This window comes from Winogradskyella sp. SM1960 (assembly GCF_020179375.1).
GTDB lineage: Bacteria > Bacteroidota > Bacteroidia > Flavobacteriales > Flavobacteriaceae > Winogradskyella > Winogradskyella marina.
Genome location: NZ_JAICBG010000002.1, coordinates 281142 through 306381, shown reverse-complemented (window position 1 = coordinate 306381; position 25240 = coordinate 281142). Strand labels below are relative to the sequence as shown.

Genomic DNA, 25240 nt, shown 5'->3' with positions numbered 1-25240 from the left:
ATTTTGAATATTCTCATATATCCAACTGCTTTTCCAAACATTGCACACTTTTGGGCGATTGTAAATGCAGACCATATTCATATTGAAGTCAGCGATAATTATCAAAAGCAATCGTATAGAAACAGAACAGAAATCTATGGCGCAAACGGCAAATTAGCCTTAACTGTTCCTGTGAGTTATACTCAAAAAAATAGGCAACTTTATAAAGATGTAAAAATAGCCAATGAAGAACCATGGCAACTACTATATTTAAAGTCTTTACAATCGGCTTATAGTATGTCACCTTTTTTTGAATACTATATCGATGATTTAATGCCTTTATTTGAAAAACGATTTGACTATATTTTAGATTTTAATTTAAGATGTCTCGATGTACTTTTAAGTAGTCTTCAGCTAAATATTACACCTAAAAAAACAATAGGTTTTGAAAAGACACCAAAAGATAAAAGTGATTTTAGACATTTAGTAAAGCGAAATACTAAGGTCAATTCATTTGAGCCTTACACCCAAGTTTTTACAGAGAAACATGGTTTTATTTCTAATCTTAGCGTTTTAGATCTTGTGTTTAACGAAGGGCCTAATACGGAGTTATACCTAAAAAGACAAACACTTCAAGGTGTTAAAAATTCTTGAAGTGACTTGCGTAAATAAAATATAAATCAAAATGTTTCAATCCACAATCCATTACGGCATACATTTCGGTTTACCATTATTTGTTGCCATAACATTTTATAAAACGTATTGGTTAAAAGCGTATGGCATTATGATGTTAGGTATGTTGATTGATTTAGACCACTTACTAGCAAGTCCAATTTTTGATCCAAACCGCTGTAGTATCAATTTTCACCCACTACACACCTATTATGCTATTGCAATTTATGTAGCATTACTTATTCCTAAAAAGACGCGATTAATTGGTTTAGGATTAATCATTCATATTATCGCAGACACCGTAGATTGCTGGCTCATGTAACTATGGTAAACTAAGGGTAGTTTTTATTGGATAATGATCCGAAAGTTTCACATCAAAGGTTTTAAAACCATTCACTGTAAACGACTCATCTGCTAAAATAAAATCAATTCGTAACGGGAAAAATTTAAAGTCGTAAGTTCTACCAAAACCATTTCCAGCAGCTTCGAACGTATCGTTGAATTCATCTCCTTTTATCATTCTGTAGATATAAGAATAAGGCGTATTATTAAAATCCCCAGTTATAATAGTTTTATAGTTAGATTTTGATTTGTGATCCAAAAACAACTCCACTTGGTCTTGTTGTGCCCTAAATGTTGATCTTACCTGTTTAAATAGATGACCAGAAGTTTCTTTCTTTAGTTTCTCTACATCAGTTTCAATACCAGAAGACTGTAAGTGAAAGGTATAAACTCTAAGCGTATCTGTTTGCTTAACAATGTCAACAAAAATGGCATTATTATATGTATTGGGAAACTCTAACGAACCAGAATTAATAATGGGAAATTTAGAGTAAATAGCTTGACCACCTCTAACTCCTTTATGATATGTAGCATTAAAATCATTATAGCCTTCCAGTTTAACGCGTTCGCCTCTTGGATATTCTTGTAGACACAAAACATCTGGTTGCTCATTTTTTATAAAGCTTATTATTCTATCCTTTACTGTTTCATCTTTCATCCAATCATACTTATTAAAAAGACGAACATTAAATGACATAACCGAAAAATTAGCATCGTCTTTAATATCAGAAGAAGACGAAAACTTATACATAGAATTAATATAACTCCATCCTAATAATAATACCACTAAGGATAATAGCATTTGTTTTTTTACACGAAGTAACCAATAAACAAAGAATATAGCGTTGAGTAAAATAAGTAATGGCACACCTAAACTTAAAACCGATAATGATGCAAAACTCTTTGGTGGTACATAAGGTAAAACATAAGAGATAAGCAATAAAAATGCTGCCAACGAGTTGATGACAAATATAATTTTACTACCTAATTTTAAACCTTTCACCTCTACTAATCTTTTCCTACTTTAAACAAAAAAGCTTTCTCATCGGCTGTTAAACTCTCATAACCACTTTTACTTATTTTATCGAGAATAGCATCTATCTTTTTCTGTTTATTTAACGCTTCAGATGCATTTTTAGTCTTTCGAGTCGTTGTACTTTTTGTTTTATTTTTATGGACCGTCTTTAAATTAGATTTGGGTTTAAACCAACCCATAAAGCTATCCATAGTGCGTTCAAAGCCTGTTCCAATATCTGTACCCTTAAGAAGTTTAGTCGCATAAATATAACCTATCAAATAGCCACCAAAATGTGCAATATAACCACCTTGATTAAGCCCAAGCAAAAGTCTAAATAAATCCAACCCAACAATAACCATGGCAACATGTTTCCACTTTACATTGAAAGCGTTAAATAATCTAATTTCAGTATTTGGCATATAGGTCGCTACAAACAATAACAATGCACTTACACCTGCTGAAGCTCCTACTAAAACTCCATGGGCACCAAATAAGCTAGAAGGCATAAGATTTGCAAATGCCAAATACGCTAAACCTCCACAAATAATGCCTAAAAAATAAATATTTAGCACCATTTTTTGGCGAAACAAGTTTGTGGTAACACGAGACAAATAATAAAGGAATAACATGTTAAACGCCAAATGGAATAATCCATTATGTAAAAAACCATACGTAATTAAAGACCATGGTTGCAGAATAAAATCCATGAAACCTGATGGCATTTCAAAATAACTAAACAAGTTAAATCGTAATAACGATTTAAAAATGAGACCAATAATAAACACCACGATATTAATAGCAATGATTTTACCAAAAGTATCGAGGTTATTGAACTTATATTTTAAATCTTGAACAGTGCTCATAATTAATTCCAACGGTATTTATTCATGTCATTTTTTCGCCAATACCACATAATTAAAAATCCAATGACAGCACCTCCAACGTGAGCCATATATGCGGTATTACTTGGACTAAAGAACGATGTTCCTGTTATTGCAGAGATAATATCTAATAGAATTATTCCTGGAATAAAATACTTCGCCTTAATTGGTATTGGTAAAAATATTAACATTAATTCTGCATTTGGATTCATCATCCCAAAAGCGGCTAAAATTCCCATAATACAACCAGATGCTCCAACCATAGCGCTTCTGTTTAGAACATTCAAATCAAATAACGCTTTAAAATTATCACCCGAAATATTAGTCGTAAAATTAGCCTCATTTAATAGTGGTATCATTTTCTGATGAAGAATTTCTCCTTGAATATAATCTCCTGATGACGCATCAATATTCATTATTCTATGTAAAAGTTCACTTCCCATATTCAAATCAGCTATGTTTTGCATTGCCGTAAAATAATCGACATAATAATAACCTAATTGAAATAACAAGGCTCCAAAACCAGCTGAAAAATAAATAAACAAGAATTTTTTCGTTCCTAAGCGTTGCTCAACTGGTGTCCCAAACATCCAAAGTGCAAACATATTAAAGAGAAGGTGTGTTGGACCTCCATGCATAAACATGTGCGTCACAACTTGCCATGGCTGAAACAAATCGTTTGTTGGAAAAAACATTGAAAACAAGTTTTTAAACAAATCGTCACCTATGGCTACGGTTCCTATGAACATTATAACATTTATAATCAATAAATGTTTTACTCCATCTGTTATATTAAATCTCATATACTACATGAATTTTTTTTCAATATCATCAACTGCCATCGTAATAAACGTCGGTCTGTTAGTTGGTGACACATTGGGTTCCTTACAAGCAAATAAACTGTTTACCATATGTTCTTGTTCGGTACTATTTAATGATTGGCCATTTTTAATTGCCAAACTCTTAGCCATAGATTTTGCTAATAAATCTGCAGCACTAAAGTTTGTGTCTGGCACATCATTTTCAACATCACTAATTAGTTGTTCTAAAATAATAGAGACCTCACTTTCTGGGACACCAACAGGAACTCCTGTTATGGTTATTTCTTTTTCAGTCAATTCTGAAAACACAAAACCAGTATGTTCTAAATCTGCTTTTAGATCGTCTATTATCTTTGTTTCATTCGGCGTAAAATGCAATTGTAAAGGAAATAATAATTGCTGACTTGTGGCTTCCTTTATGGTAATGTGCTTCAAAAAGTTCTCATACAAAACACGCTGATGAGCTCTGTTCTGATCGACCACTAACATCCCAGATTTTAAGGTACTAACAATATATTTTTGCTGTAATTGAAAAGTTGTTTTAGTGGTTTCAATGGCTGAATCATTAAAAATTGATGCATCCTTTGCTTCACTTTCAAAAGTCACTTGACTAAAATCTGACTGTAAGTCATTTTCATTAGATTCTAAACCAGCATACAAACCATCCCATGACGCTGTTGGTGCAGATTTAAACCTTGTATTTTGACTTGTTGCTTTCTGTTTTACCCTAGTTTCATCTGCAAACGGATTAAAACTACGATCTACTTCTATAGCAGGAGTTGACGCCTTTTTATCTTTATAATCATAAGGAGTATTTAAACTACTCTGATGCTCAAAATCTAAAACTGGTGCAATATTAAATTGTCCTAAACTATGTTTAACTGCTGATCGTAGAATGGCATAAAGCGTGTGTTCATCATCAAACTTAATTTCAGTTTTTGTAGGATGAATATTAATGTCTATCGATTTAGGATCGACCGTAAGATTCAAGAAATAACTTGGATGATAGCCCTCTTTTAATAAGCCTTCAAATGCCGATTTTATAGCATGATTCAAATAAGGACTCTTAACGAAGCGTTGGTTGACAAAAAAGAATTGTTCCGATTTTGTTTTCTTAGAAAAATTAGGTTTTCCTACAAATCCAGAAATTTTTAACACTTCTGTTTCCTCTTCAACTGGCACTAATTTTTCATTCGTTTTACTACCAAAAATATGAACAACACGTTGTCTATAATTTTCTTGTGGCACATTAAATAAATCACTTCCGTTATGATAAAAAGCAAAAGCAATATTTGGATGCGCTAAAGCAACACGATGGAATTCGTCTGTAATATGGCGTAACTCTACGGTATCGGATTTTAAAAAATTACGTCTTGCCGGAATATTAAAAAACAAATGCTTTACAGCAACCGATGTTCCGGTAGGAGTCACAGAGACTTCTTGCGATTTTACGTCACTACCTTCAATAACAATGGCGGTTCCTAAATCGTCTTGGTCTTGTTTCGATTTCAATTCTACATGCGCAATAGCTGCAATACTCGCTAAAGCTTCACCTCTAAACCCTTTGGTGTTTAATTGAAATAAATCTTCAGCTGCTTTAATTTTTGACGTCGCATGACGCTCAAAACTAAGTCGTGCATCAGTCACACTCATGCCTTTACCATTATCAATAACCTGCACTAAAGTTTTACCAGCATCTTTAATAATGAGTTTAATTTCTGTGGCATTGGCATCTATGGCATTTTCCAATAGCTCTTTAACTACTGAAGCTGGACGTTGAACGACCTCACCTGCTGCAATTTGATTCGCAACATGGTCTGGTAAAAGTTGAATAATATCTGACATTAGCTTTTTGGAAGGAAAATAGATAGGTCGAAACCAATAATAAATAAAAATAACAACACTAAAATAGCTACAATAATAAGCACACGCTTATTTACATTTTCATCTTGATTGTGCTTATAGTCATGCAAGGCGGCATTTAATTTACCTTTAATGCCTTTAGCAGGTTTTACCGTTGTTCGTTGTTCATCAAATTTGTGTTTAAGCTCAAAAGGACTCCCTTCACCTTTATAAAAACGTGGTTTATAATTATACTTCCGATTCTTTTTCATTTTCATTAATCCCATAATAATCTTATTTTATATATCCATTAAGAATATAGATTAAAACAAAAAGTAAAACCAACATAATAATTAGCGCTGGTAGCGTTGTTAAAACACTTCCGCGTTTTTTGCCACCACCTTTTACTTTATTCCATTTGGTCTCAAAGTCTTCTTTAGACGCTTTGTCATCGGAATCCTGAAAGCGAGGTTTATATGAGAAACGTTTATTTTTTCTTTGCTGAAACAAGTGACTCTTAAATTAAACTTGATTAATCTCAAAAGTACTGAAAATACAAGTAAATACCCCTTAAGGATTCCTTAAAATTATTAACAAAAAGGATGCCAGAGTTAGTAGGCAGTAGGCAGTAGGCAGTAGGCAGTAGGCAAAATTAAATTTTACGAATTCTAAAATCGTTTTACTAAAATTAATTTACCCGTAATTAATTAAACGACTGAAAACTGCGAACTAAAGACTGTGAACTGAAGACTGTTGACTGAAGACTGAAGACTCAAACAGTTTCCTTACGCAAAGCCGCCATTTTAATTGCAGCAATGCCTGCTTCAGTGCCTTTGTTACCGTGAATTCCACCAGAACGATCAATAGATTGTTGTTCTGTATTATCGGTAAGGACACAAAATATCACAGGAATATCGCCTTTTACATTAAGATCTTTAATTCCTTGAGTTACCCCTTCGCAAACAAAATCGAAATGTTTTGTTTCCCCTTGAATAACACAACCAATCACAATAATAGCATCTAACATTCCGGAGTCAGCATAAATACTTTTACTCATTCGGGCTGCACCATAGGTTAATTCAAAAGCACCAGGCACATTCCAACGAACAATATTTTGCTTAATCGCACCACAGTCTATAAGGGCATCAAAAGCACCTTGCCATAAACCTTCGGTAATTTTGTCATTCCATTCTGAAACAACAATCCCAAACCGAAAGTCTTTCGCGTTTGGGATTGTTGCTTTATCGTAAGCCGATAAATTATGATTTGCAGTAGCCATACACTATAAGCTTGCTTCTACTTTTCCTATTAACACATCTGCTGTTTTTGCTTCTGTTGATGCAGAAAATTCAGATTTAATACGCTTTAAATACCCTAAAGCTTTTTCATTCTCACCTAAATCGATAGCAATTCGTGCTGCTTTCATTAAGTATAATGGTGTAGTAAAAGTATTAACGTTAGCTTTAAATGCTTGTTCATAATAACCTAAGGCATCAGATTTTTGACCTAGTTGCACAAACGCATCACCAATACCGCCTTTTGCTATAGGATTCAACATTTTATCATCACTAGAAAAATTCCCTAAATGCTCAACAGCATTCTGATAATCTTTTAAATTCAAATAAGCCATACCTGCATAATAATTTGCTAAATTGGCAGCAGGACTTCCTCCATACTCATTAATAATATCTAGCATTCCGTATTTACCCTCACCTCCATCTAAGGACATTCTGTAAAGCGAATCTGAAGATATACCACTAACCGCATCGTCAAAATACTTTTTAGCCGTGTACATTTCGTTCATAGCTTCCTTTTGTTGCGGTTCTGCTACTAAGTTATTATAACCTAAAAATGCTAATACTACTAAAGCTACAGCTCCAACAATACCTAAAATATACTTTTGGTTCTTAACAGCCCACTCTTCTGTTTTGGAAGCACCTTCATCTAAAGTGTTAAACACTTCTGCTGTTGTTGATTCTTCTTCAAAAACCTCTTCCTTCTCTTTTACTGTCTTTGGTTTGTAGCCTCTTTTCTTATACGTTGCCATAACTTGTCATTTTGTGCGTCCGCAAAAATAAAATTTTTATTGGGATTTAAAAGCCTATTTATTTGTTATTTTTGAATTATTAATTACAGGCTCAAAATGCGTTGTTACATCAGTAAAATTAGGCATAACGTTATCTTTTCATGAATCTAAACACACTATCTTTAGTTAATTACAAAAATTTTGAAAGTCAAGTTTTCGATTTCGACGCCAAAATCAACTGTTTTGTTGGTGCCAATGGTATCGGAAAAACAAACGCTTTAGATGCTATTTACCATTTGGCTTTCGGAAAAAGTTACTTTAACCCTATTGCAGTTCAAAATATCAACCACAATGCCGAGTTTTTTGTAGTGGATGGTAATTTCACAAAAAATGAACGTGCCGAAAAAATTATCGTATCCTTAAAACGCGGTCAGAAAAAAGTAATTAAACGCAATAGTAAAGCTTACGATAAATTTAGTGAGCATATAGGGTTTATTCCTTTGGTTATTATTTCGCCTGCAGATCGCGACTTAATTATAGAAGGTAGCGATACGCGTCGTAAATTTATAGACAGTGTAATTTCGCAAAGTGATAAAGGGTATTTAACAGAACTTATTAGTTATAATAAGGTCTTAGCGCAACGGAATGCTTTATTAAAATATTTTGCATTAAATAACACCTTTAATGCTGATACACTCGCTATCTATAACGAACAAATGCATACGTTCGGTACCGAAATATTTAAAAAACGAGATGCTTTTTTACAAACCTTTATTCCCATTTTTAAATCGCGATACGAGGCCATAAGTCAAAGTAAAGAAGCTATTGATTTAACCTACAAAAGTGATTTGTTTGATGCTGAATTAAACGATCTCCTAAATAAAAACATCAATAAAGATAAAGCCTTACAATATACAAGTGTCGGAACTCATAAAGATGATTTAGTGTTTTCGATAGATGGTTTTCCTATTAAAAAGTTTGGAAGTCAAGGACAACAAAAATCATTTTTAATAGCTTTAAAATTGGCGCAATTCGATTTTATAAAACAACAAAGTGGGGTCTCTCCTATTCTATTGTTAGATGATATTTTTGATAAGTTAGACGAAAACAGAGTTACTCAAATCATCAACTTGGTAGACGATGAACATTTTGGACAAATTTTCATCAGCGATACACATGCAGAACGTACCGAAGATGTAATAAAACAAACACATCAATCCTATAAAATGTTTAAATTATGAAAAATTACGTCTGGCTGCTTTGCCTCCTTATATGTAGTTGTGCTGACAACCCAGAAACCTTTATTCCGCATTTAGAAGGCTATTGGGAAATAGAAGAAGTAACGATGGCAAATGGTAGTAAAAAAGAATATCAATTCAACGAAACCATAGACTACATAAGTGTTAGTGACAGTTTAACCGGTTTTAGAAAAAAACTAAAACCAGGAATAAATGACACCTATTTCACGTCTGATGATGCAGAAACCATTCAGTTAAAAATTGAAGACAACACATTAAACATTTACTATACAACACCTTATGCTAACTGGAAAGAAACTGTTTTAGAAGCCAACTCTGACCAACTTCGTATAATGAATGAAGATGAAAATGTGTACCTTTATAAAAGATATACACCGATTAAATTAGATTTAGAATAATTTTAATTAAATTAATGTTATTCCTGCGAAAGACACGAATCCAATTGACATAAACAAACAAGTAGATTCCTGCTTTTACAGTAATAACAAATCGATAAAAACCGTTAAAGACAACGAAAGATGGCAAAACGAAATAACGATAACCAACCAATACAAGACATTCTTAAAGAGTTTGTACAAACCAACAATTTACAATCTGGTTTAGACAAAGTAGATGTGCGTGAAGCTTGGGCAAATCTTATGGGAAACGGAGTCAATAATTACACTACAGCAATCGAGCTTAAACACGATACACTTTACGTTCAATTAAGCTCTAGTGTCCTGCGTGAAGAGTTGAGTTATGGCACCGAAAAAATCATAAAAATGCTTAATGAATCGCTTAGAAAAGACATTGTAAAGAAATTAGTACTTCGGTAGCTGTTAGCTGTTAGCTGTTAGCTGTTAGCTGTTAGTAAAATATTTTTTTCTTTTTAAACATAGTTCTTAAAATCACACTTTTTTTTCTCTGTGTATCTCTGTGTAACCTCTGCGAATCTTCGTGAAAACTCTGTGGAACTCGGCGTAATATCTTTCCACTCATAAGTACAGGATTGAACAACAATTAAAAACTTCCGCGCAAAGACGCTAAGACGCAAAGCCATTGAACCGTCCAGCTTTCGTGTTAATTAGTGGAATTCGAGTCTCGTCACTTCAAATTCTATATAACTCTTCGTGTAATTTTTGCGAAACCAATTCACATTCAGCATTACCGATATTTAGCACAAATAAGTCATTCACATTTCCAATAATTTTCCTACTTTTAAATTCTCTATAACTGAACTTCATGAAATACCTTAAACTAATTATATCCTTCGTACTAACGATAGGCATTTTTTATGCATTAAACACTAAGCTCGGCTCCATTCCACCCATCGGTAAATTCTTAAACCCTTACACTGGAGTTTGGCAAAATGAAACAGACGAATCCATCACAGGAGAGGTTTCAATTCCCGATTTAAAAGATAAAGTCACCGTTCATTATGATGCGGAATTAATTCCACATGTATTTGCCCAAAATGAAATCGATTTATACAGAGCACAAGGTTATATTACTGCAAAACATAGATTGTGGCAAATGGAATTTCAAACCTTTGCAGCTGCAGGTCGCTTATCTGAAATCATTGGAGAAGCCGCATTAAATTACGACCGTCAAGAGCGTAGACGAGGTATGGGTTATGGTGCTGAGCAGACCTTAAAAAAAATGGCAGAAGACGAGAAAACAACAGCCTTTGTTCAGGCTTATGCCGATGGTGTTAATAGTTACATCAATCAATTAGACCCTAAAGATTTACCTGTAGAATACAAACTACTAGATTATAAACCCGAAACTTGGACGACCAAAAAAACGGCGTTATTATTAATGTATATGACCAAAATGCTAGCAGGAGGTGATGAAGACATGGAGAACACCAATGCATTACGTTTATTTGGAAAGGACCGATTCGATTTATTATTTCCTGATTTCTTCGATATTACAGATCCAATAATTCCAAAAGAAACGGATTGGAGTTATATTGATGTTCCACAAACACCTCGTCCTACGTCACTAAATGATACCATTTTAGAGGCTGTTTCTGAAACCATTACCCAACCCAACCCAGATAATGGAAGTAATAATTGGGCTGTTTCTGGTGAAAAATCGTATTCAGGTCATCCGATCTTAGCAAACGATCCTCATTTAGGATTAAATCTACCTTCTATTTGGTTTGTTATGCAGCTGAGCACACCTAATCATAATGCTTTTGGCGCTACACTTCCTGGTGCTTTGGCTGTTATTTCAGGATTTAATCAACATATTTCTTGGGGAGAAACTAATGCCACAAGAGACGTTATTGATTGGTTTAAAATTGAATTTAATAAAGACAGAACCCAATACAAATTTGACAACGAATGGAAAAATGTTTCTGTGAGAGTTGAAGAGATAAAGATAAAAGGCAAGGAGACTTACAAGGATTCCGTGCTGTACACGCATCATGGTCCTGTGGTTTATGACAAAAATTTTAAATCTGACAATGAATTATCGGGTTATGCAATGCAGTGGACAGGACATATCCCTGGAAATGGCCAGAAAACCTTCACCGAAATGAATAAAGCTAAGAATTACGATGACTACACCAAGGCTTTAAAACACTGGGTCGCACCAGCTCAAAATTTTGTTTTTGCATCCACTGAAGGTGATATCGCCATTTGGATACAAGGCTTATTTCCTAATAAATGGGAAGGTCAAGGGAAGTTTGTAATGGATGGTAGTAAATCTGAAAATGATTGGCAGAGTTTTATACCACAAGAATTTAATGCTTTTACCAAAAATCCGGAACGTGGGTTTGTAAGTTCTGCAAATCAACATCCTGTAGACGAAAATTACCCCTATTATGTGTTTAATGATGGTTATGAAACGTACAGAAATCGAGTGATAAATGATTACTTCAGCTCTAAGGATACGTTTAATATTCAAGATTTTAAAGATTTACACAATAATAACTATAATTTAAAGGCTGCCGAAATAGTACCTTATATGTTAGAGCACATGGATGCATCTGATTTAACAGCAGATGAAAAAGCTATCTATAATGAAATAAAAACCTGGAGGTTTAATAACGATATTGATGAAGTTGGTCCAAGTATTTTTAGACAATGGTACGGCAAACTTTATAATTTGGTCTGGGATGAGATGGATGTTGACGATACACTTTTAGATACACCTTTTGCCTACCAAACCATTTATTTACTCAAAAATAATGGAGATGATGCCTTTATGGATATTCAAGACACACCCGAAACAGAAACAGCTAAAGATCTGTTTTTAATAGCCTTTAAATCAGCTGCAGAACGATTAATGGAAATTAAAGCAGAAAAAGGAGATTACACATGGTTGAAGTATAAAGCGACTTACGCTGCACATTTATTACAAGGATTACCTGCCTTTTCCGTATTCGATATTCCAATTGGTGGAGATCGCAGCATTGTTAATGCTACTTCTGAAGATCATGGACCATCTTGGCGAATGATTGTAGAAATGACCTCTCCTCCAACAGCTTTAGGTATTTATCCTGGAGGACAATCGGGAAATCCTGGCAGTAAATATTACGATAATTTTATAGACGATTGGGCTGCTGGAGAATACCACGAGCTTAATTTTTTACAAAATGATACTGCAACCGACGTTATTATTGGCACACAAACCTTAACACCTAAGAACTAATGAGTAAAAATATCATCAATTTTATAGTCACAATACTGTTAGCTTACGTTCTCTCATTATTTCTGCCTTGGTGGTCTGTAATGGTTGCCGCTGTAGCGACTGCTTTATTTATTCCATTAAAACGAATTTGGGTGTTTTTTATCCCGTTTTTAGCCATACTTTTGTTCTGGTTTGTATTGAGTTATTTTTTAAGTAGTGGAAACGATTTCACTTTGGCCAAACGCATTGCAGTTCTCTTACCTTTAGGTGGAAATCCGTATGTTTTAATGTTAGTCACAGGAGCTATTGGTGGTTTAGCCGCTGGTATAGCTGCTATTTTTGGGAAGCAGTTGAGTTTGGTCTTAACTGGAAGGAAATAACTATTTTCAATACATATATATTATTATATCTAGAATTTATGTATCAATTAAATTACCACTCTAAATCAATTCCTGGACTTACGTCTAAAAATCTTGAAAATATTCTTAATGAAGCGACTTCAACAAATGGAGAAAGAAATATCACCGGATGTCTCATATACCATAACGAAAGCTTTGTTCAAATCCTAGAAGGAGAAAAAAAAGATGTACTCGAAGTTTATAATAAAATTAAAGAAGACAAACGCCATCACAGCATAATGAAGCTTTATGAAAATGACGTTGACAGAAGGTCTTTTATAGATTGGAATATGGCCTATCATAAACCAGATGATCAATTCATTGTTCAATATGTAAACAATCTATTATTGCTTTCAAAGCTTTCAGATAACGCCTCAAATTCTTTAATAACGTTTTGGGGTCAAGTACGAAGAATTATTGAAAGTGGTTCTCTTAAACAGCATGCAAGCCTCTAAGAAGAGTGACGTTTAAATAATTTTAAAAAAAAAGCTCCAACCTTTACAGTGGAGCTTTTCAATATTATGTAGAGAAAGAAACTATTGAACTACAAGCTTTTTTACGGCTCTTGACGTATCTCCATTAAATTCCAGTAAATACATCCCAGAATTTAAATCAAGGTGAATTGTGCTAGTGCCTATTTGAAGTGATTTTTGCATAATTAATTTACCTTCAATACTAAAAACATTCATTTGCGTAAACACCTTATTGTTATCCAAATTTACTTCTCCATTAGTAGGATTCGGATATATCGTTAGGTCATTTAAAGCCAATTCTTCAACACTTAAAAACCCACAATCCACAGGATCAAACGTCACCAATCCTAAAGTTGCATTATCATTTTGGTGTGAGATAACAGCTTCAGCATCAGCAAGTGAAATCGGTGCATTGTCTTCATCCCAACAATTATGCATTGCAGTTACAGGGTTGTCAGTATTGTTAAAAAGTGCGTAAACATTACCACCATTTCCATTTTCAGAAAATACATTCTGACCAACATTATCAACATTATCACCTAAGTTAATCATAGCTTCGCCTTGAAGTGTAATTCCCCATAAGTTTCTTCGAATCTCATTTCCAAAAGCAATAATGTTATTACCTTCCACGGAAGCCAATAAATTTATTCCACTTCCTCCTAAATTAGGGTTTCCTTGAGAATTATTGTCTTCAATGACATTGTTTGTTATAAATGCAATAGCATCATTACTCTGTATTGTAATACCATAACGGTTATCGCTTACAATATTACCTTCAATAACAGCATTAACCCCTTGAGTGCTCAACAAATCTGAAACAGAAATTCCACCTACCGAAGTTAAACTACGATCACCTTTTATAATATTCTGAATAATTTGTGTCGGATTACCAACCATTGGTGGCCCTAAATTAATCTGAGGTCGATTAGAATTTGCTTGATTGTTCCCTTCAATATAATTATTAAAAATGTAAGGAGATACTAGATTTGTAGCACCAGAACCAATAGCCGTAGTTTGATTAAGAATTATAGTGTTATTAGTAATTTGAGGCATACCTCTAGAAAGACCAATAGCTCCACCTGAAGAAACACCAGCAACATTGTTAGTCACTAAACAGTTATTTAACGTAAATGTTTCTGTTAATACACGCATACCACCTCCATATTGTATGGTTGCATTCTGAATATTAATCGCAGAAGATTCCTCAAAACGAAAACCATCGTACGGAGCAGCAGTATCGATTGCTGTAAAAATAGCCGTATCCGCATCGACATTAAAATTTCCAAAAATGGTAATTCTAATATCCTCTCCAATCTCTAAAGTGATATCCTCACTAATATTAAAAGTATCCGTTGCAGAAATGGTTAAATCTTCTACCAACGTATACGTCGTTCCACTAACCGAAATGGTAGCCGGACTTTCTACAACAAGGTCGTCCAAGCTGTAGGTCATACCTGTATCTGGCGTAATATATTGCGCTGAAACTAGTCCAACAAAGCCAAAAACAGTAAATAAATTAAGTAATAGTTGTTTCATAAAATAATGTTTTAAATTTTTTATAAAGTTAAAAAAATGGACTGTATTGAACGTCGAAACCTATTTTTAAATATGAATCTTTTAGATTTCTAATATCATATCCATTCTAACAGCATTAAATATTATTTAGTAAATTAGAGACATAAACGTGTTATAGTTAATAAACAGACATTTTATAATTTTGGAAGAACTACAAACCAACCACATACAAAAACTTACTAAGCAGATATCAAAAAGGTTGGGTCTTACATTTATTTTAGAAACTGAACCCGAAGGCAATGTTTGCTTTATAAATAGTGAAGAACTCAGAGACGATTACAAAACAAGTTTTAGAACCATAGATGTTTTAGATTATAGCTATTCTCTTTTACAATCGCCAAGCAATAGAGAAAAATATAACGCTTTTTTAGTTATAGATGATCCTAATATACCAATTCCTAAACATACAGACACATTTTGGGAATTAGTACGATTGGGTAAATCATTAAGACAAACACATTTGTTAGACATCTCTAAAAAAGAAGAGGTTGATATGTTTTGTTATAAAGACATTGTTTTAGCATTAACAAAAGCAGACGCATAGATTACTACTATAAATGCAATTGGTTCGCCTAAACTAAAAGCACTTCAATTCACATTAAGAATCCTTATTTAACATATTGCCACAGCGTGGCAACATATTAATAATCAAAACAACAAAAGCACAAACACTTAGCTCCAGCGGAGCGACATATATACATAAAAAGAATTACGGAATTAACCTTAGAAACCTTTTTTCGATTAATCACAATGTTTATCTCTAAATTTAACTTTAACAGGTATAGGTTTTAAAAGGTAACTGCCACAGCGTGGCAACACATTAATAATCAAAACAACAAAAGCACAAACACTTAGCTCCAGCGGAGCGACATTTAATCTTTAAACATCCAAAAATCCTAATTGACACAAACAGACATCTAATAAAAGCCTACAAACCATAATATTATGTTATTTTTATTACTAAATAATTTCACTCCGCTGGAGTTTTTATTGGCACCATAGAATATTTGGTTATTAATATGTTGCTCCTCTGGAGCAACAATTTAATTAAAAAAATTGCTTATAACATCAACTGCCACAGCGTGGCATTATACCAGTAACCAAAAACATCATAGGATAAACACTTAGCTCCAGAGGAATGACATAACATCAACAAATAACAGAGTTCATCTCAAAAACCTATTTTACAACTATTTAGACAATTTATCTCTATATTTAACTTTAGCAGCTATAGATTTTAAAGGTCATTGCCAAAGCGTAGCAACATATTAATACTAAAACAAACCAAGAACATTGAGCTCCAGAGGATCGGCATATATTCTTTAAAACAAAACCTCATGGCAAACACATACACACAACTCTATTTTCACATTGTATTTGCTGTAAAAGGAAGAGATAATTTAATTGCTAAAAAATGGAAAGTAGAACTCTATAAATACATTTCTGGAATCATCTCTAACAAAAACCAAAAACTAATGATTATAAACGGAATGCCAAATCATATCCACCTACTCATTGGCACAAAACCAGACTGTAATTTATCAGATTTAGTGAGAGACATTAAGGCTAACTCTACAAAATGGCTAAATAAAAAACAATACATTAATGGAAAATTTGCTTGGCAAACAGGTTTTGGAGCATTCACCGTAAGCCAGTCAGGAATAGATAATGTTATAGCCTACATTAAAAACCAAGAAGCGCATCATAAGATTAAATCATTTAAAGAAGAATATATCGATTTTCTTAACGCTTATAATATGGAATATAAAACAGAATATATTTTTAAAGATGAATGATATACATCCTTTTATTTGTATTTCGTCTAAAACTACCGAAGAGTATCAGTATTTGTCCAAAAGGGATTAATTACGATAATATTTTAAATGAAATAGGTTCTCTTAAACTAAAGCACCTCAATTCACATTAATAATCGTTAAACTTTTTAACGGTTGTCCTTAATTTTAACACGAAAAACGTATTCATTAACAACTACTATTAAATCCGAGTTAAGTTCATTTCAAAATTCGCTGTACGCCTTTGTTTTCTTTAACTTAGTGATGAATCAAATTATTAATAATCAAAATATAAAATCACAAATGGAAAATTTAAATAGAAAGAAAGTTGCCATATTAGCAACAAATGGCTTTGAGGAAAGTGAATTAAGAGAACCGATGAATGCATTAAAAGACGCCAATGCAGATGTTCATATCGTATCAGAAAAGCAAGGACAAATTAAATCTTGGGCCAATAACAATTGGAGCAATGAATATACGGTTGATAAAACCATAAGTGAAGCGTCACAAGAAAATTATGATGCTTTAGTATTACCAGGAGGTGTAATGAATCCGGATACACTAAGACAAAATGAAGAAGGTATTCGGTTTGTAAAATCATTTTTCACTAATAAAAAACCTGTAGGAGCGATTTGCCACGCACCGCAAATTTTAGCGGAAGCAGACGTTATTAGAGGTCGAAAAATAACATCATATAATTCAATAAAACGAGATTTAGTTAATGCGGGAGCCAAATGGGAAGACAGCGAAGTGGTTGTCGATGAAGGCTTAGTAACAAGCAGAAATCCAAATGACTTACCAGCATTTAACAAAAAGTTAGTCGAAGAGATATACGAAGGAAAGCACGAGATGCAGACCGCATAATTTAGACGTATATCATTGTAAAAAAAGTGAACTTTATAGGTTCACTTTTTTTACTTCAACTCAAATGAGATATAAAAAAACCTCTTAAAAACTAATTTTAAGAGGTTTTTTGTAATGCGTTTATATGTGGTTATACACGTATTATTTTGTTCCCATTAATTCCACATCAAAAACTAATGTTGCGTTTGGAGGAATAACTCCACCTGCACCAGCAGCACCATAAGCTAAATCACTAGGAATTACCAAACGTGCTTTATCTCCTACATTTAAAAGGCAAATACCTTCATCCCAACCCGGAATCACTTGTCCTACTCCTACTTGAAAATCTAAAGGAGAATTTCTTTTATATGACGAATCGAAAACCGTACCATCAGCTAATTGACCTTTATAATGCACAGAAACCATTTGTCCTTTTTCAGCTTTTTTACCTTCGCCTTTTTGGATGATTTTATAACGTAAACCAGAAGCTGTTTCTTCAAATCCTTCAGCTAGCTTATCTAATTCTGCTCGCGCAGCTTCGCGTTCTGCAGCAATTCGTTTTTCACGAGATCCTTCAAACGTTCTAAACGCCTCAATTGCATTGAAGTTCTCTGCTGCGTCTCCTTGTCTTACGATCTCTAAACTTTCAATTTTATCACCTTGTGCAATAGCATCTACAACATCTTGTCCTTCCACAACATTTCCAAAAACTGTATGCTTATTATCTAACCAATCCGTAGCAATATGCGTGATATAAAACTGACTTCCATTAGTACCAGGACCAGAGTTTGCCATGGCTAAAACACCAGGACCACTATGCTTTAATTCCGGATGAAATTCATCATCAAATTTATAACCAGGATTTCCAGTTCCTGTACCTTGTGGACAACCACCTTGAATCATAAAATCAGGAATAACTCTATGGAATTTTAACCCATCATAATAAGGAGTACCTTGAGGCTTTGCTGAATTTTCTAAATTCCCTTCTGCTAAAGCAACAAAATTACCAACTGTCCCTGGAGTTTTTTCGAACTCTAAATTTACTAAAATCTCACCTTTTGAAGTGTTGAATTTTGCGTATATACCGTCTTGCATTGTATTTTATTTTGTTTAAGGCTGCAAAGATAAGAAAGTTAACTTGAAATCGAATCTGAATTTGAAACCGAAATAAAACAACTTCAAATTCGATTTCGGGTTCTGATTCTTTTTTTTAGTTTTGAAAAAAAATCATTTATGGCATTTTTATCTCAACTTTTTGGTTCTAAAACTTCCGATCGCAAATCAAAATCTAATGATACCATTGAAGCCATTATAAATGATGTAGAAAATAAACCGTTTGGTGTTTCTGAAAGCAACGTTCTTTTTGCTGGACTAAATGAGTTGGGAGGCTACTTTTTCTTTCAAACTGTTATTGTTGGTGATCTTAATGTGAAATGTAAAAATGGAGCACAACTGTATTTTTCTGGTGATGACTTTAAATTGAAACTAGAAGCTGATATGCCTGAGTTTGAATCCGAAAACTCAGATATTAAAGGCCGAAATGTCACTAAAATAGATTTTCAGATTGAAGAAAGCGAGGTAAAAAAACTAGAAAACGCAACACTTAGAAGTATTCAACTAAAGGTAAAAAAGCATGACATTCTGTTTAGCAAGTATGTTGTGATAGAATCTTCTGACGAAGAGGAATAAACTAGAAACTGAGATTCAAGGTTTAGTTTATGTGTCTTCAAAATAATGCAATTCTCTATTTTGATGGAATGGCAAATAGGTCTTCGTTAGGATGAGCTTAAATGTTTTCTCCGAACCATCTAAAATAGATTTGGCAGTAATCTGGTAGTAACTTTTATAAGAATTCAGTCTTTTTATAAGGTTTTCTTCTAGGTTATGGCGTCCATCGCTTTTTGTGTCTTCACACGAAACAAACTCATAACCATGAGCTTCTAAAAAATCGGAAGCCTCTTTTTCTTTAAAAAATGGAATAAAAAAATATGCATTTATATACCCCATTATCCAGATATAAAAAGGAATGAATATGACTAATAAAACAGCCAAAAACGGGTTCACGTATTGATTTTATAATTTAAAAACGTTCATTCATTTTTTTTCAGAAAATCTAAATCAGAAATTCAATCCTTACATTAAATATAGACCATTTTTCACTGATCACTGATCACTGATCACTGATCACTGATTACTGATTACTGATTACTGATTACTGATTACTAAAAACTAATTCGCCACCTCACTCATAAACTTAATACGATACAAGCGTAATTCTTCATCATCATAATCTCCATCAAACTCTTCAATAGCATCATCTATTTTATCGCTTTCCGATTCCATAAAATACTCATGAATTTCTTCCTGTTGGTCTTCGTCTAAAATATCATTGATCCAATAATCGATATTCAACTTTGTTCCTGAAAACACAATTGATTCCATTTCCTTAATAAATGCAGGCATTTCCATACCTTTTGATGAGGCGATATCGCTTAACGGTAATTTTCGATCTACATTTTGAATAATATATAGTTTAATAGCAGAATTAGTACCTGTTGATTTTACCACCATATCTTCAGGTCGTAAAATATCATTGTCAGTAACATAATCTGCGATTAACCCAACAAAGTCTTTTCCATATTTTCTGGCTTTACTTTCTCCAACTCCATGTACATTAGATAATTCTTCAATAGAAATCGGATATTTTAAAGACATATCTTCTAAAGAAGGATCTTGAAAAATAACAAACGGAGGCACACCTAACTTTTTAGCATTTCGCTTACGTAAGTCCTTAAGCATTCCCATTAGTTTGTCATCTGCAACGGCTCCTCTACCTTTAGCAGCCGTAACAATACCATCGTTTGATTCTTCATCAAACACATGGTCTTCTGCCATCATAAAAGAACTAGGCGTTTTAATAAAATCCTTTCCTGTTTCACTTAGCCTTAAAACACCATAGGTTTCAATATCTTTCTTTAAATAACGAGCTACTAAAACCTGACGAATTAAAGCCATCCAATATCGTGGTGGTTTAGCTTTACCAACACCAAAGTGCGCTTGTAAATCTGTTTTATGCGAAGAAATAAGTGCATTAGAATTTCCGACAAGTACCTGTACTAAATCCTTTGCTTTATATTTCTCTTTCGTTTTTTCTACGGTCTCTAACAGCGTTTTTACATCATTTTGAGCTTCAATTTGTTTTTTAGGATGCCTAACATTATCATCCATATCTCCACCTTCACCCGTTTCGTTGTCAAATTCTTCACCAAAATAATGTAGGATAAATTTTCGTCTCGATACTGAAGTTTCTGCAAAAGCAACTACTTCTTGCAATAAAGCATGACCTATTTCTTGTTCAGCAACAGGCTTACCTGCCATAAATTTTTCGAGCTTTTCTATATCTTTATAAGCATAATACGCCAAACAGTGACCTTCGCCACCATCTCTACCTGCTCTACCTGTTTCTTGATAATAGCTTTCTATACTTTTAGGAATATCATGATGAATCACAAAACGCACATCAGGTTTGTCTATTCCCATTCCGAACGCAATCGTAGCCACCACAACATCGGTATCTTCCATTAAGAACATATCCTGATGTTTCACTCTTGTTTTAGCATCTAAACCTGCGTGATACGGTACCGCTTTAATACCGTTGACTTGAAGAACTTGCGCTAAGCCTTCAACCCGTTTTCTACTTAGACAATATATAATACCAGATTTTCCTTCGTTCTGCTTTACAAAACGAATAATATCAGCATCTACATTTTTAGTTTTAGGACGTACTTCGTAATATAAATTAGGTCTATTAAAAGACGCTTTAAAAGTGACTGCATTTGGCATACCTAAACTCTTCAAAATATCTTCTTGAACTTTAGGAGTTGCTGTTGCTGTGAGTCCAACAATTGGAATATCGTCACCAATCCGCTTAATAATCGTTCTAAGATTTCTATATTCTGGCCTAAAATCGTGTCCCCATTCACTAATACAATGGGCTTCATCGACTGCCATAAACGAAATTTTAACCGTTCTTAGAAAGTCTACATATTCTTCTTTAGTTAATGATTCTGGAGCGACGTACAACAATTTTGTAATGCCGTTTGTGATATCATCTTTTACGCGTTTTACCTCCGTTTTATTCAAAGAAGAGTTGAGAACATGAGCAACACCTTCGTGCTCAGACACGGCCCTTATGGCATCTACTTGATTCTTCATCAGCGCAATAAGAGGAGATACTACAATGGCAGTTCCGTCTTTTATTAATGCTGGTAATTGATAGCATAAAGATTTTCCACCACCTGTTGGCATAATAACAAAAGTGTTATTTCCGGCAACGACGTTCTTTATTACTTCTTCTTGAAGGCCTTTGAATTCTGAAAATCCAAAGTACTTTTTTAATGCGGAGTGTAAGTCAATTTCTGCAATACTCATTAATCCCTATTGGTATTTTATATACATTTGCAACAAGTTTAAAGATAACAATTTCTTTAAACTTTGAAAACTCTATAAATAATAAGTTTTGAACACTAAGAAATCAATCTTAAAAACGGCACAATCAACGATCAAATCTGAAAGCAAAGCCATAGACCATTTGTCTGAACTTTTAACAGAAGATTTTGCAGATGCCGTAGAATTAATCTACCAATCTAAAGGTCGTGTTATTATTACAGGAATCGGCAAAAGCGCCATTATTGCTAAGAAAATCGTTGCTACGCTAAATTCAACAGGCACGCCAGCAATTTTTATGCACGCGGCAGATGCCATTCACGGAGACCTTGGATTAATCCTTGAAGACGACGTTGTAATTTGTATTTCTAAAAGCGGAAATACTCCTGAAATAAAAGTTTTAGTGCCACTTATTAAGAATGCAAATAATAAAATGATTGCCATTACAGGTAATATTGAGTCGTTTTTAGGCCAACAAGCCGATTTTATTTTGAATGCTTATGTCGCACAAGAAGCTTGTCCTAATAATTTAGCACCAACAACAAGCACCACAGCACAATTGGTTATGGGAGATGCTTTAGCAGTTTGTTTATTAGAATTACGAGGGTTTTCGAGTAAAGATTTTGCGAAATACCATCCTGGTGGTGCACTTGGTAAGCGCTTATATTTAAGAGTGAATGATTTATCGTCTCAAAATCAGAAACCACAAGTTGGCTTAGAAACATCTTTAAAAGAAGTTATTGTAGAAATAACGGAAAAAATGTTAGGTGTAACAGCGGTTATCGACAACGAAAAGATAATGGGCATTATTACAGATGGTGATTTAAGGAGAATGTTGAGTAAGAGTGATGATTTTATGAGCCTTAAAGCCAAAGACATAATGAGTACTAATCCAAGACGAATTTCGGAAGATGCAATGGCTGTAGACGCCAAAGAAGTTATGGAAGAATTTGGAATTTCTCAATTGTTGGTAGAACATGATGGTAGGTACTCTGGAGTAGTTCATCTTCACGATTTAATAAAAGAAGGCATTATATAATGGCGAAAAAGAATGTAGATGAGATGTCTTTTTTAGACCATCTCGAAGAATTAAGATGGCATTTAGTTAGAGCTGTTGTTAGTGTTTTAGTTGCAGCAATATTAGCTTTTATTTTTAAAGATTTTATTGTTGGGATTATTATGGCTCCAAAGCACATGGATTTTCCAACCTACGTGGCATTATGCGAAATGTCTAAGTTTTTCGGAATGGACATGTCGTTTTGCGCCAATGAATTACCATTTGTTATTGAAGTAAGATCCGTTGGAGGTCAGTTTTCTGCACATATCTGGACATCCATTTATGCAGGTTTAGTTATTGCCTTTCCATATGTATTATATCAATTGTGGAGTTTTATTAGTCCTGGACTTCAAGCTAACGAACGGAGAAGTTCTAGAGGTTTTATATTAATCGCATCCCTTCTTTTCTTTTTGGGTGTGGCATTTGGGTACTACGTTATAACCCCCTTATCACTAAACTTTTTAACAAACTATACCTTTGCAGATGAAGTTTCAAATGCATTTGATTTAAGCTCTTATAATTCAATTGTAAGATCATCATCTTTAGCTGCAGGTTTTGTTTTTGAATTGCCAATACTCATCTATTTTTTAACTAAAATCGGATTAGTAACACCTCAATTTTTAAGAAAATACAGAAAATACGCCTTAGTAATTGTGCTTATTTTATCTGCAGTGATTACACCACCAGATATTGCAAGCCAGGTCATTGTGGCGATTCCAATATTAATATTATACCAAGTAAGTATATATATTTCAGCTATAGTTGTTAGAAAACAAAAACGACGCGCTGCAAGAGAAAATAAAAAATCAAAAGTTAAGTCCTAAATTATGTCTGATACTGTAAAAGAGTTCAACGATTATCGTGCTAAAATGAATGATAAAATATTAGCTGATAATAATAAAATTGTAAAACGTATTTTTAATCTCGATACGAATGCGTTTCTAGAAGGCGCTTTAGATAAAAAGACCAAAGAACTTTTAGGTTTGGTGGCTTCCACGGTTTTACGTTGCGATGATTGTGTAAAATACCACTTAGAATCGTCTTATAAGGAAGGGTTAACCAAAGCAGAAATAAGTGAAGCCCTTGGCATTGCAACTTTGGTTGGTGGTACTATTGTGATTCCACATTTACGTCGTGCACACGAATATTGGGACGCCATAGAAGAACACAACGCACAAGGTTAAACTTATAATAAATTGATAGCCAAAGCTAATAGAATCTATATGATTTTATTAAATTTAGCGTTCTTAGACCATATATGAAGTTACGAGCAGAACATTTAATGAAGTCCTACAGTGGACGAAAAGTAGTAAAAGATGTCTCTTTAGAAGTGAATCAGGGAGAAATTGTTGGTTTGTTAGGTCCTAATGGAGCTGGAAAAACAACGTCTTTTTACATGATTGTTGGGATAATTAAACCTAATGGTGGTAATATCTTTTTAGATGATACCAATATTACCAAATACCCCATGTACAAACGTGCTCAAAACGGAATTGGTTACTTAGCTCAAGAAGCATCGGTGTTTAGAAAACTGAGTATTGAAGATAATATTTTAAGCGTGTTGCAACTTACAAAACTGAGTAAGAAAGAACAGCACGACAAAATGGAATCGCTCATCGAAGAATTTGGTTTAGGTCATATTAGAACTAACAGAGGAGATTTACTGTCTGGAGGAGAACGACGTAGAACAGAAATTGCACGAGCATTAGCAACCGATCCAAATTTCATATTATTAGATGAACCTTTTGCAGGAGTTGACCCTGTTGCAGTTGAAGATATTCAACGAATCGTTGCTAAACTAACTAAGAAAAACATTGGTATCCTTATTACAGATCACAACGTACAAGAAACCTTAGCCATTACAGACAGAACTTATTTAATGTTTGAAGGAGGTATCTTAAAAGCAGGTAAACCTGAAGAATTGGCTAGTGATGAAATGGTTCGTAAAGTGTATTTAGGTCAAAATTTTGAACTACGTAAAAAGAAATTGGAGTTTTAAATACAGAAAAGCCTTTTAATACTGCGAAATTATAAGTTATTCTTTAATTGTTGGTAGGAAACACCAATGACTACATTGTTTATGTTTAATTTATTTTAATTTCTTCGTTCTGTCATTCCTGCGTAGGCAGACAAACCTTTAGGTTCAGCGAAGCTAATCCACTATTAACAAACAGTCTCAAATTTTCAACTCTAAGTA

Annotated in this window: 28 protein-coding genes; 16 read left to right on the top strand and 12 right to left on the bottom strand. The window is 33.7% G+C overall.

The features are described from left to right. Positions 1 to 3 precede the first annotated feature (3 nt). Positions 4 to 633, top strand: coding sequence for a WbqC family protein (locus tag K1X16_RS07295; RefSeq protein WP_225035601.1), 630 nt, complete (start codon positions 4 to 6; stop codon positions 631 to 633). A gap of 31 nt (positions 634 to 664) precedes the next feature. Further along, the gene (locus K1X16_RS07290) at positions 665 to 973 is read left to right on the top strand and encodes a DUF6122 family protein (protein WP_225035600.1); all 309 of its coding nucleotides are present in this window, start codon (positions 665 to 667) and stop codon (positions 971 to 973) included. Here the strand turns inward: K1X16_RS07290 and K1X16_RS07285 are convergent, their stop codons facing one another. From K1X16_RS07285 to K1X16_RS07250, 8 genes are all read right to left on the bottom strand, one after another. Next, complete coding sequence (locus K1X16_RS07285) at positions 974 to 1996, bottom strand: endonuclease/exonuclease/phosphatase family protein (RefSeq protein ID WP_225035599.1); 1023 nt, start codon at positions 1994 to 1996, stop codon at positions 974 to 976. It abuts the gene before it with no gap. A 5-nt stretch (positions 1997 to 2001) separates the two neighbouring features. Next, positions 2002 to 2874 (bottom strand): rhomboid family intramembrane serine protease, encoded by an 873-nt coding sequence (locus K1X16_RS07280; protein ID WP_225035598.1) that lies wholly within the window; start codon positions 2872 to 2874, stop codon positions 2002 to 2004. Between the two features lie 2 nt (positions 2875 to 2876). Next, positions 2877 to 3695 carry a rhomboid family intramembrane serine protease gene (locus tag K1X16_RS07275; RefSeq protein ID WP_225035597.1) on the bottom strand — a complete coding sequence of 273 codons (819 nt, stop codon included), beginning with the start codon at positions 3693 to 3695 and terminating at the stop codon, positions 2877 to 2879. Positions 3696 to 3698: 3 nt separating this feature from the next. Then, positions 3699 to 5558 (bottom strand): DNA mismatch repair endonuclease MutL, encoded by a 1860-nt coding sequence (mutL, locus tag K1X16_RS07270; protein WP_225035596.1) that lies wholly within the window; start codon positions 5556 to 5558, stop codon positions 3699 to 3701. Continuing rightward, the gene (locus K1X16_RS07265) at positions 5558 to 5842 is read right to left on the bottom strand and encodes a riboflavin synthase subunit beta (protein WP_225035595.1); all 285 of its coding nucleotides are present in this window, start codon (positions 5840 to 5842) and stop codon (positions 5558 to 5560) included. The genes mutL and K1X16_RS07265 overlap by 1 nt, the downstream gene beginning before the upstream one ends. A 7-nt stretch (positions 5843 to 5849) precedes the next feature. Further along, positions 5850 to 6065: a hypothetical protein gene (locus K1X16_RS07260; RefSeq protein WP_195871978.1), complete on the bottom strand. Its 216-nt coding sequence runs from the start codon at positions 6063 to 6065 to the stop codon at positions 5850 to 5852. Between the two features lie 262 nt (positions 6066 to 6327). Further along, positions 6328 to 6834: a 6,7-dimethyl-8-ribityllumazine synthase gene (gene ribH / locus K1X16_RS07255; protein WP_195871977.1), complete on the bottom strand. Its 507-nt coding sequence runs from the start codon at positions 6832 to 6834 to the stop codon at positions 6328 to 6330. A gap of 3 nt (positions 6835 to 6837) precedes the next feature. Beyond that, positions 6838 to 7602, bottom strand: a complete 765-nt coding sequence (locus K1X16_RS07250; RefSeq protein ID WP_225035594.1) for a tetratricopeptide repeat protein — start codon at positions 7600 to 7602, stop codon at positions 6838 to 6840. A gap of 140 nt (positions 7603 to 7742) precedes the next feature. Here K1X16_RS07250 and recF point away from each other — a divergent pair, with 140 nt between their 5' ends. The 6 genes from recF to K1X16_RS07220 all read left to right on the top strand — a co-directional run bounded on the left by recF (position 7743) and on the right by K1X16_RS07220 (position 13311). Beyond that, on the top strand, positions 7743 to 8822 hold the full coding sequence (gene recF, locus K1X16_RS07245; protein ID WP_225035593.1) for a DNA replication/repair protein RecF: 1080 nt from the start codon (positions 7743 to 7745) through the stop codon (positions 8820 to 8822). Next, positions 8819 to 9238 (top strand): lipocalin family protein, encoded by a 420-nt coding sequence (locus tag K1X16_RS07240; RefSeq protein WP_195871974.1) that lies wholly within the window; start codon positions 8819 to 8821, stop codon positions 9236 to 9238. Before recF ends, K1X16_RS07240 begins: the two co-directional genes overlap by 4 nt. Positions 9239 to 9358: 120 nt before the next feature. After that, positions 9359 to 9655: a DUF721 domain-containing protein gene (locus K1X16_RS07235; RefSeq protein ID WP_195871973.1), complete on the top strand. Its 297-nt coding sequence runs from the start codon at positions 9359 to 9361 to the stop codon at positions 9653 to 9655. A gap of 406 nt (positions 9656 to 10061) precedes the next feature. Next, a complete protein-coding gene (locus tag K1X16_RS07230) occupies positions 10062 to 12479 on the top strand; it encodes a penicillin acylase family protein (protein ID WP_225035592.1) in 2418 nt (805 codons plus the stop codon). Next, a complete protein-coding gene (locus K1X16_RS07225) occupies positions 12479 to 12838 on the top strand; it encodes a hypothetical protein (RefSeq protein WP_195871971.1) in 360 nt (119 codons plus the stop codon). The genes K1X16_RS07230 and K1X16_RS07225 overlap by 1 nt, the downstream gene beginning before the upstream one ends. Positions 12839 to 12876: 38 nt before the next feature. After that, positions 12877 to 13311, top strand: a complete 435-nt coding sequence (locus K1X16_RS07220; protein WP_195871970.1) for a BLUF domain-containing protein — start codon at positions 12877 to 12879, stop codon at positions 13309 to 13311. An 81-nt stretch (positions 13312 to 13392) separates the two neighbouring features. Here the strand turns inward: K1X16_RS07220 and K1X16_RS07215 are convergent, their stop codons facing one another. Beyond that, on the bottom strand, positions 13393 to 14865 hold the full coding sequence (locus tag K1X16_RS07215; RefSeq protein WP_225035591.1) for a T9SS type A sorting domain-containing protein: 1473 nt from the start codon (positions 14863 to 14865) through the stop codon (positions 13393 to 13395). Positions 14866 to 15046: 181 nt separating this feature from the next. Here K1X16_RS07215 and K1X16_RS07210 point away from each other — a divergent pair, with 181 nt between their 5' ends. From K1X16_RS07210 to K1X16_RS07200, 3 genes are all read left to right on the top strand, one after another. Continuing rightward, on the top strand, positions 15047 to 15448 hold the full coding sequence (locus K1X16_RS07210; RefSeq protein WP_225035590.1) for a type ISP restriction/modification enzyme: 402 nt from the start codon (positions 15047 to 15049) through the stop codon (positions 15446 to 15448). Positions 15449 to 16241: 793 nt separating this feature from the next. Further along, positions 16242 to 16700, top strand: a complete 459-nt coding sequence (gene tnpA, locus K1X16_RS07205; RefSeq protein ID WP_225035589.1) for an IS200/IS605 family transposase — start codon at positions 16242 to 16244, stop codon at positions 16698 to 16700. A 300-nt stretch (positions 16701 to 17000) separates the two neighbouring features. After that, entirely contained in the window at positions 17001 to 17561 is a 561-nt protein-coding gene (locus K1X16_RS07200) for a type 1 glutamine amidotransferase domain-containing protein (protein ID WP_225035588.1), read from the top strand. Between the two features lie 141 nt (positions 17562 to 17702). On the opposite strand, the gene K1X16_RS07195 is transcribed toward K1X16_RS07200, so the two are convergent. Continuing rightward, positions 17703 to 18635, bottom strand: a complete 933-nt coding sequence (locus K1X16_RS07195; protein WP_225035587.1) for a peptidylprolyl isomerase — start codon at positions 18633 to 18635, stop codon at positions 17703 to 17705. 138 nt (positions 18636 to 18773) lie between these two features. Between K1X16_RS07195 and K1X16_RS07190 the strand changes: the two genes are divergently transcribed. Then, positions 18774 to 19229, top strand: a complete 456-nt coding sequence (locus K1X16_RS07190) for a hypothetical protein (protein WP_225035586.1) — start codon at positions 18774 to 18776, stop codon at positions 19227 to 19229. 27 nt (positions 19230 to 19256) lie between these two features. On the opposite strand, the gene K1X16_RS07185 is transcribed toward K1X16_RS07190, so the two are convergent. Both K1X16_RS07185 and K1X16_RS07180 read right to left on the bottom strand, forming a co-directional pair. Continuing rightward, positions 19257 to 19604, bottom strand: a complete 348-nt coding sequence (locus K1X16_RS07185) for a hypothetical protein (protein WP_225035585.1) — start codon at positions 19602 to 19604, stop codon at positions 19257 to 19259. A 165-nt stretch (positions 19605 to 19769) separates the two neighbouring features. Beyond that, positions 19770 to 21971 carry an ATP-dependent DNA helicase RecQ gene (locus K1X16_RS07180; protein WP_225035584.1) on the bottom strand — a complete coding sequence of 734 codons (2202 nt, stop codon included), beginning with the start codon at positions 21969 to 21971 and terminating at the stop codon, positions 19770 to 19772. A gap of 88 nt (positions 21972 to 22059) precedes the next feature. On the opposite strand from K1X16_RS07180, the gene K1X16_RS07175 reads away from it, so the two are divergent. From K1X16_RS07175 to lptB, 4 genes are all read left to right on the top strand, one after another. Next, complete coding sequence (locus K1X16_RS07175) at positions 22060 to 23025, top strand: SIS domain-containing protein (protein WP_195872261.1); 966 nt, start codon at positions 22060 to 22062, stop codon at positions 23023 to 23025. Further along, a complete protein-coding gene (gene tatC / locus K1X16_RS07170) occupies positions 23025 to 23867 on the top strand; it encodes a twin-arginine translocase subunit TatC (RefSeq protein ID WP_195872260.1) in 843 nt (280 codons plus the stop codon). The genes K1X16_RS07175 and tatC overlap by 1 nt, the downstream gene beginning before the upstream one ends. A gap of 3 nt (positions 23868 to 23870) precedes the next feature. Further along, positions 23871 to 24227, top strand: a complete 357-nt coding sequence (locus K1X16_RS07165) for a carboxymuconolactone decarboxylase family protein (protein ID WP_195872259.1) — start codon at positions 23871 to 23873, stop codon at positions 24225 to 24227. A 74-nt stretch (positions 24228 to 24301) separates the two neighbouring features. After that, the gene (gene lptB / locus K1X16_RS07160) at positions 24302 to 25042 is read left to right on the top strand and encodes an LPS export ABC transporter ATP-binding protein (protein WP_195872258.1); all 741 of its coding nucleotides are present in this window, start codon (positions 24302 to 24304) and stop codon (positions 25040 to 25042) included. The last annotated feature ends 198 nt before the right edge of the window (positions 25043 to 25240 follow it).

Bases quoted from the DNA above. Each gene is read 5' to 3' on its own strand.
- K1X16_RS07195 (WP_225035587.1), bottom strand. From the start codon at position 18,635: ATGCAAGACGGTATATACGCAAAATTCAACACTTCAAAAGGTGAGATT.
- tnpA (WP_225035589.1), top strand. From the start codon at position 16,242: ATGGCAAACACATACACACAACTCTATTTTCACATTGTATTTGCTGTA.
- K1X16_RS07240 (WP_195871974.1), top strand. From the start codon at position 8,819: ATGAAAAATTACGTCTGGCTGCTTTGCCTCCTTATATGTAGTTGTGCT.
- K1X16_RS07165 (WP_195872259.1), top strand. From the start codon at position 23,871: ATGTCTGATACTGTAAAAGAGTTCAACGATTATCGTGCTAAAATGAAT.
- K1X16_RS07220 (WP_195871970.1), top strand. From the start codon at position 12,877: ATGTATCAATTAAATTACCACTCTAAATCAATTCCTGGACTTACGTCT.
- K1X16_RS07290 (WP_225035600.1), top strand. From the start codon at position 665: ATGTTTCAATCCACAATCCATTACGGCATACATTTCGGTTTACCATTA.
- K1X16_RS07235 (WP_195871973.1), top strand. From the start codon at position 9,359: ATGGCAAAACGAAATAACGATAACCAACCAATACAAGACATTCTTAAA.
- recF (WP_225035593.1), top strand. From the start codon at position 7,743: ATGAATCTAAACACACTATCTTTAGTTAATTACAAAAATTTTGAAAGT.
- K1X16_RS07225 (WP_195871971.1), top strand. From the start codon at position 12,479: ATGAGTAAAAATATCATCAATTTTATAGTCACAATACTGTTAGCTTAC.
- K1X16_RS07180 (WP_225035584.1), bottom strand. From the start codon at position 21,971: ATGAGTATTGCAGAAATTGACTTACACTCCGCATTAAAAAAGTACTTT.
- tatC (WP_195872260.1), top strand. From the start codon at position 23,025: ATGGCGAAAAAGAATGTAGATGAGATGTCTTTTTTAGACCATCTCGAA.
- K1X16_RS07275 (WP_225035597.1), bottom strand. From the start codon at position 3,695: ATGAGATTTAATATAACAGATGGAGTAAAACATTTATTGATTATAAAT.
- K1X16_RS07280 (WP_225035598.1), bottom strand. From the start codon at position 2,874: ATGAGCACTGTTCAAGATTTAAAATATAAGTTCAATAACCTCGATACT.
- K1X16_RS07250 (WP_225035594.1), bottom strand. From the start codon at position 7,602: ATGGCAACGTATAAGAAAAGAGGCTACAAACCAAAGACAGTAAAAGAG.
- K1X16_RS07200 (WP_225035588.1), top strand. From the start codon at position 17,001: ATGGAAAATTTAAATAGAAAGAAAGTTGCCATATTAGCAACAAATGGC.
- lptB (WP_195872258.1), top strand. From the start codon at position 24,302: ATGAAGTTACGAGCAGAACATTTAATGAAGTCCTACAGTGGACGAAAA.
- K1X16_RS07215 (WP_225035591.1), bottom strand. From the start codon at position 14,865: ATGAAACAACTATTACTTAATTTATTTACTGTTTTTGGCTTTGTTGGA.
- K1X16_RS07190 (WP_225035586.1), top strand. From the start codon at position 18,774: ATGGCATTTTTATCTCAACTTTTTGGTTCTAAAACTTCCGATCGCAAA.
- ribH (WP_195871977.1), bottom strand. From the start codon at position 6,834: ATGGCTACTGCAAATCATAATTTATCGGCTTACGATAAAGCAACAATC.
- K1X16_RS07265 (WP_225035595.1), bottom strand. From the start codon at position 5,842: ATGGGATTAATGAAAATGAAAAAGAATCGGAAGTATAATTATAAACCA.
- K1X16_RS07230 (WP_225035592.1), top strand. From the start codon at position 10,062: ATGAAATACCTTAAACTAATTATATCCTTCGTACTAACGATAGGCATT.
- mutL (WP_225035596.1), bottom strand. From the start codon at position 5,558: ATGTCAGATATTATTCAACTTTTACCAGACCATGTTGCGAATCAAATT.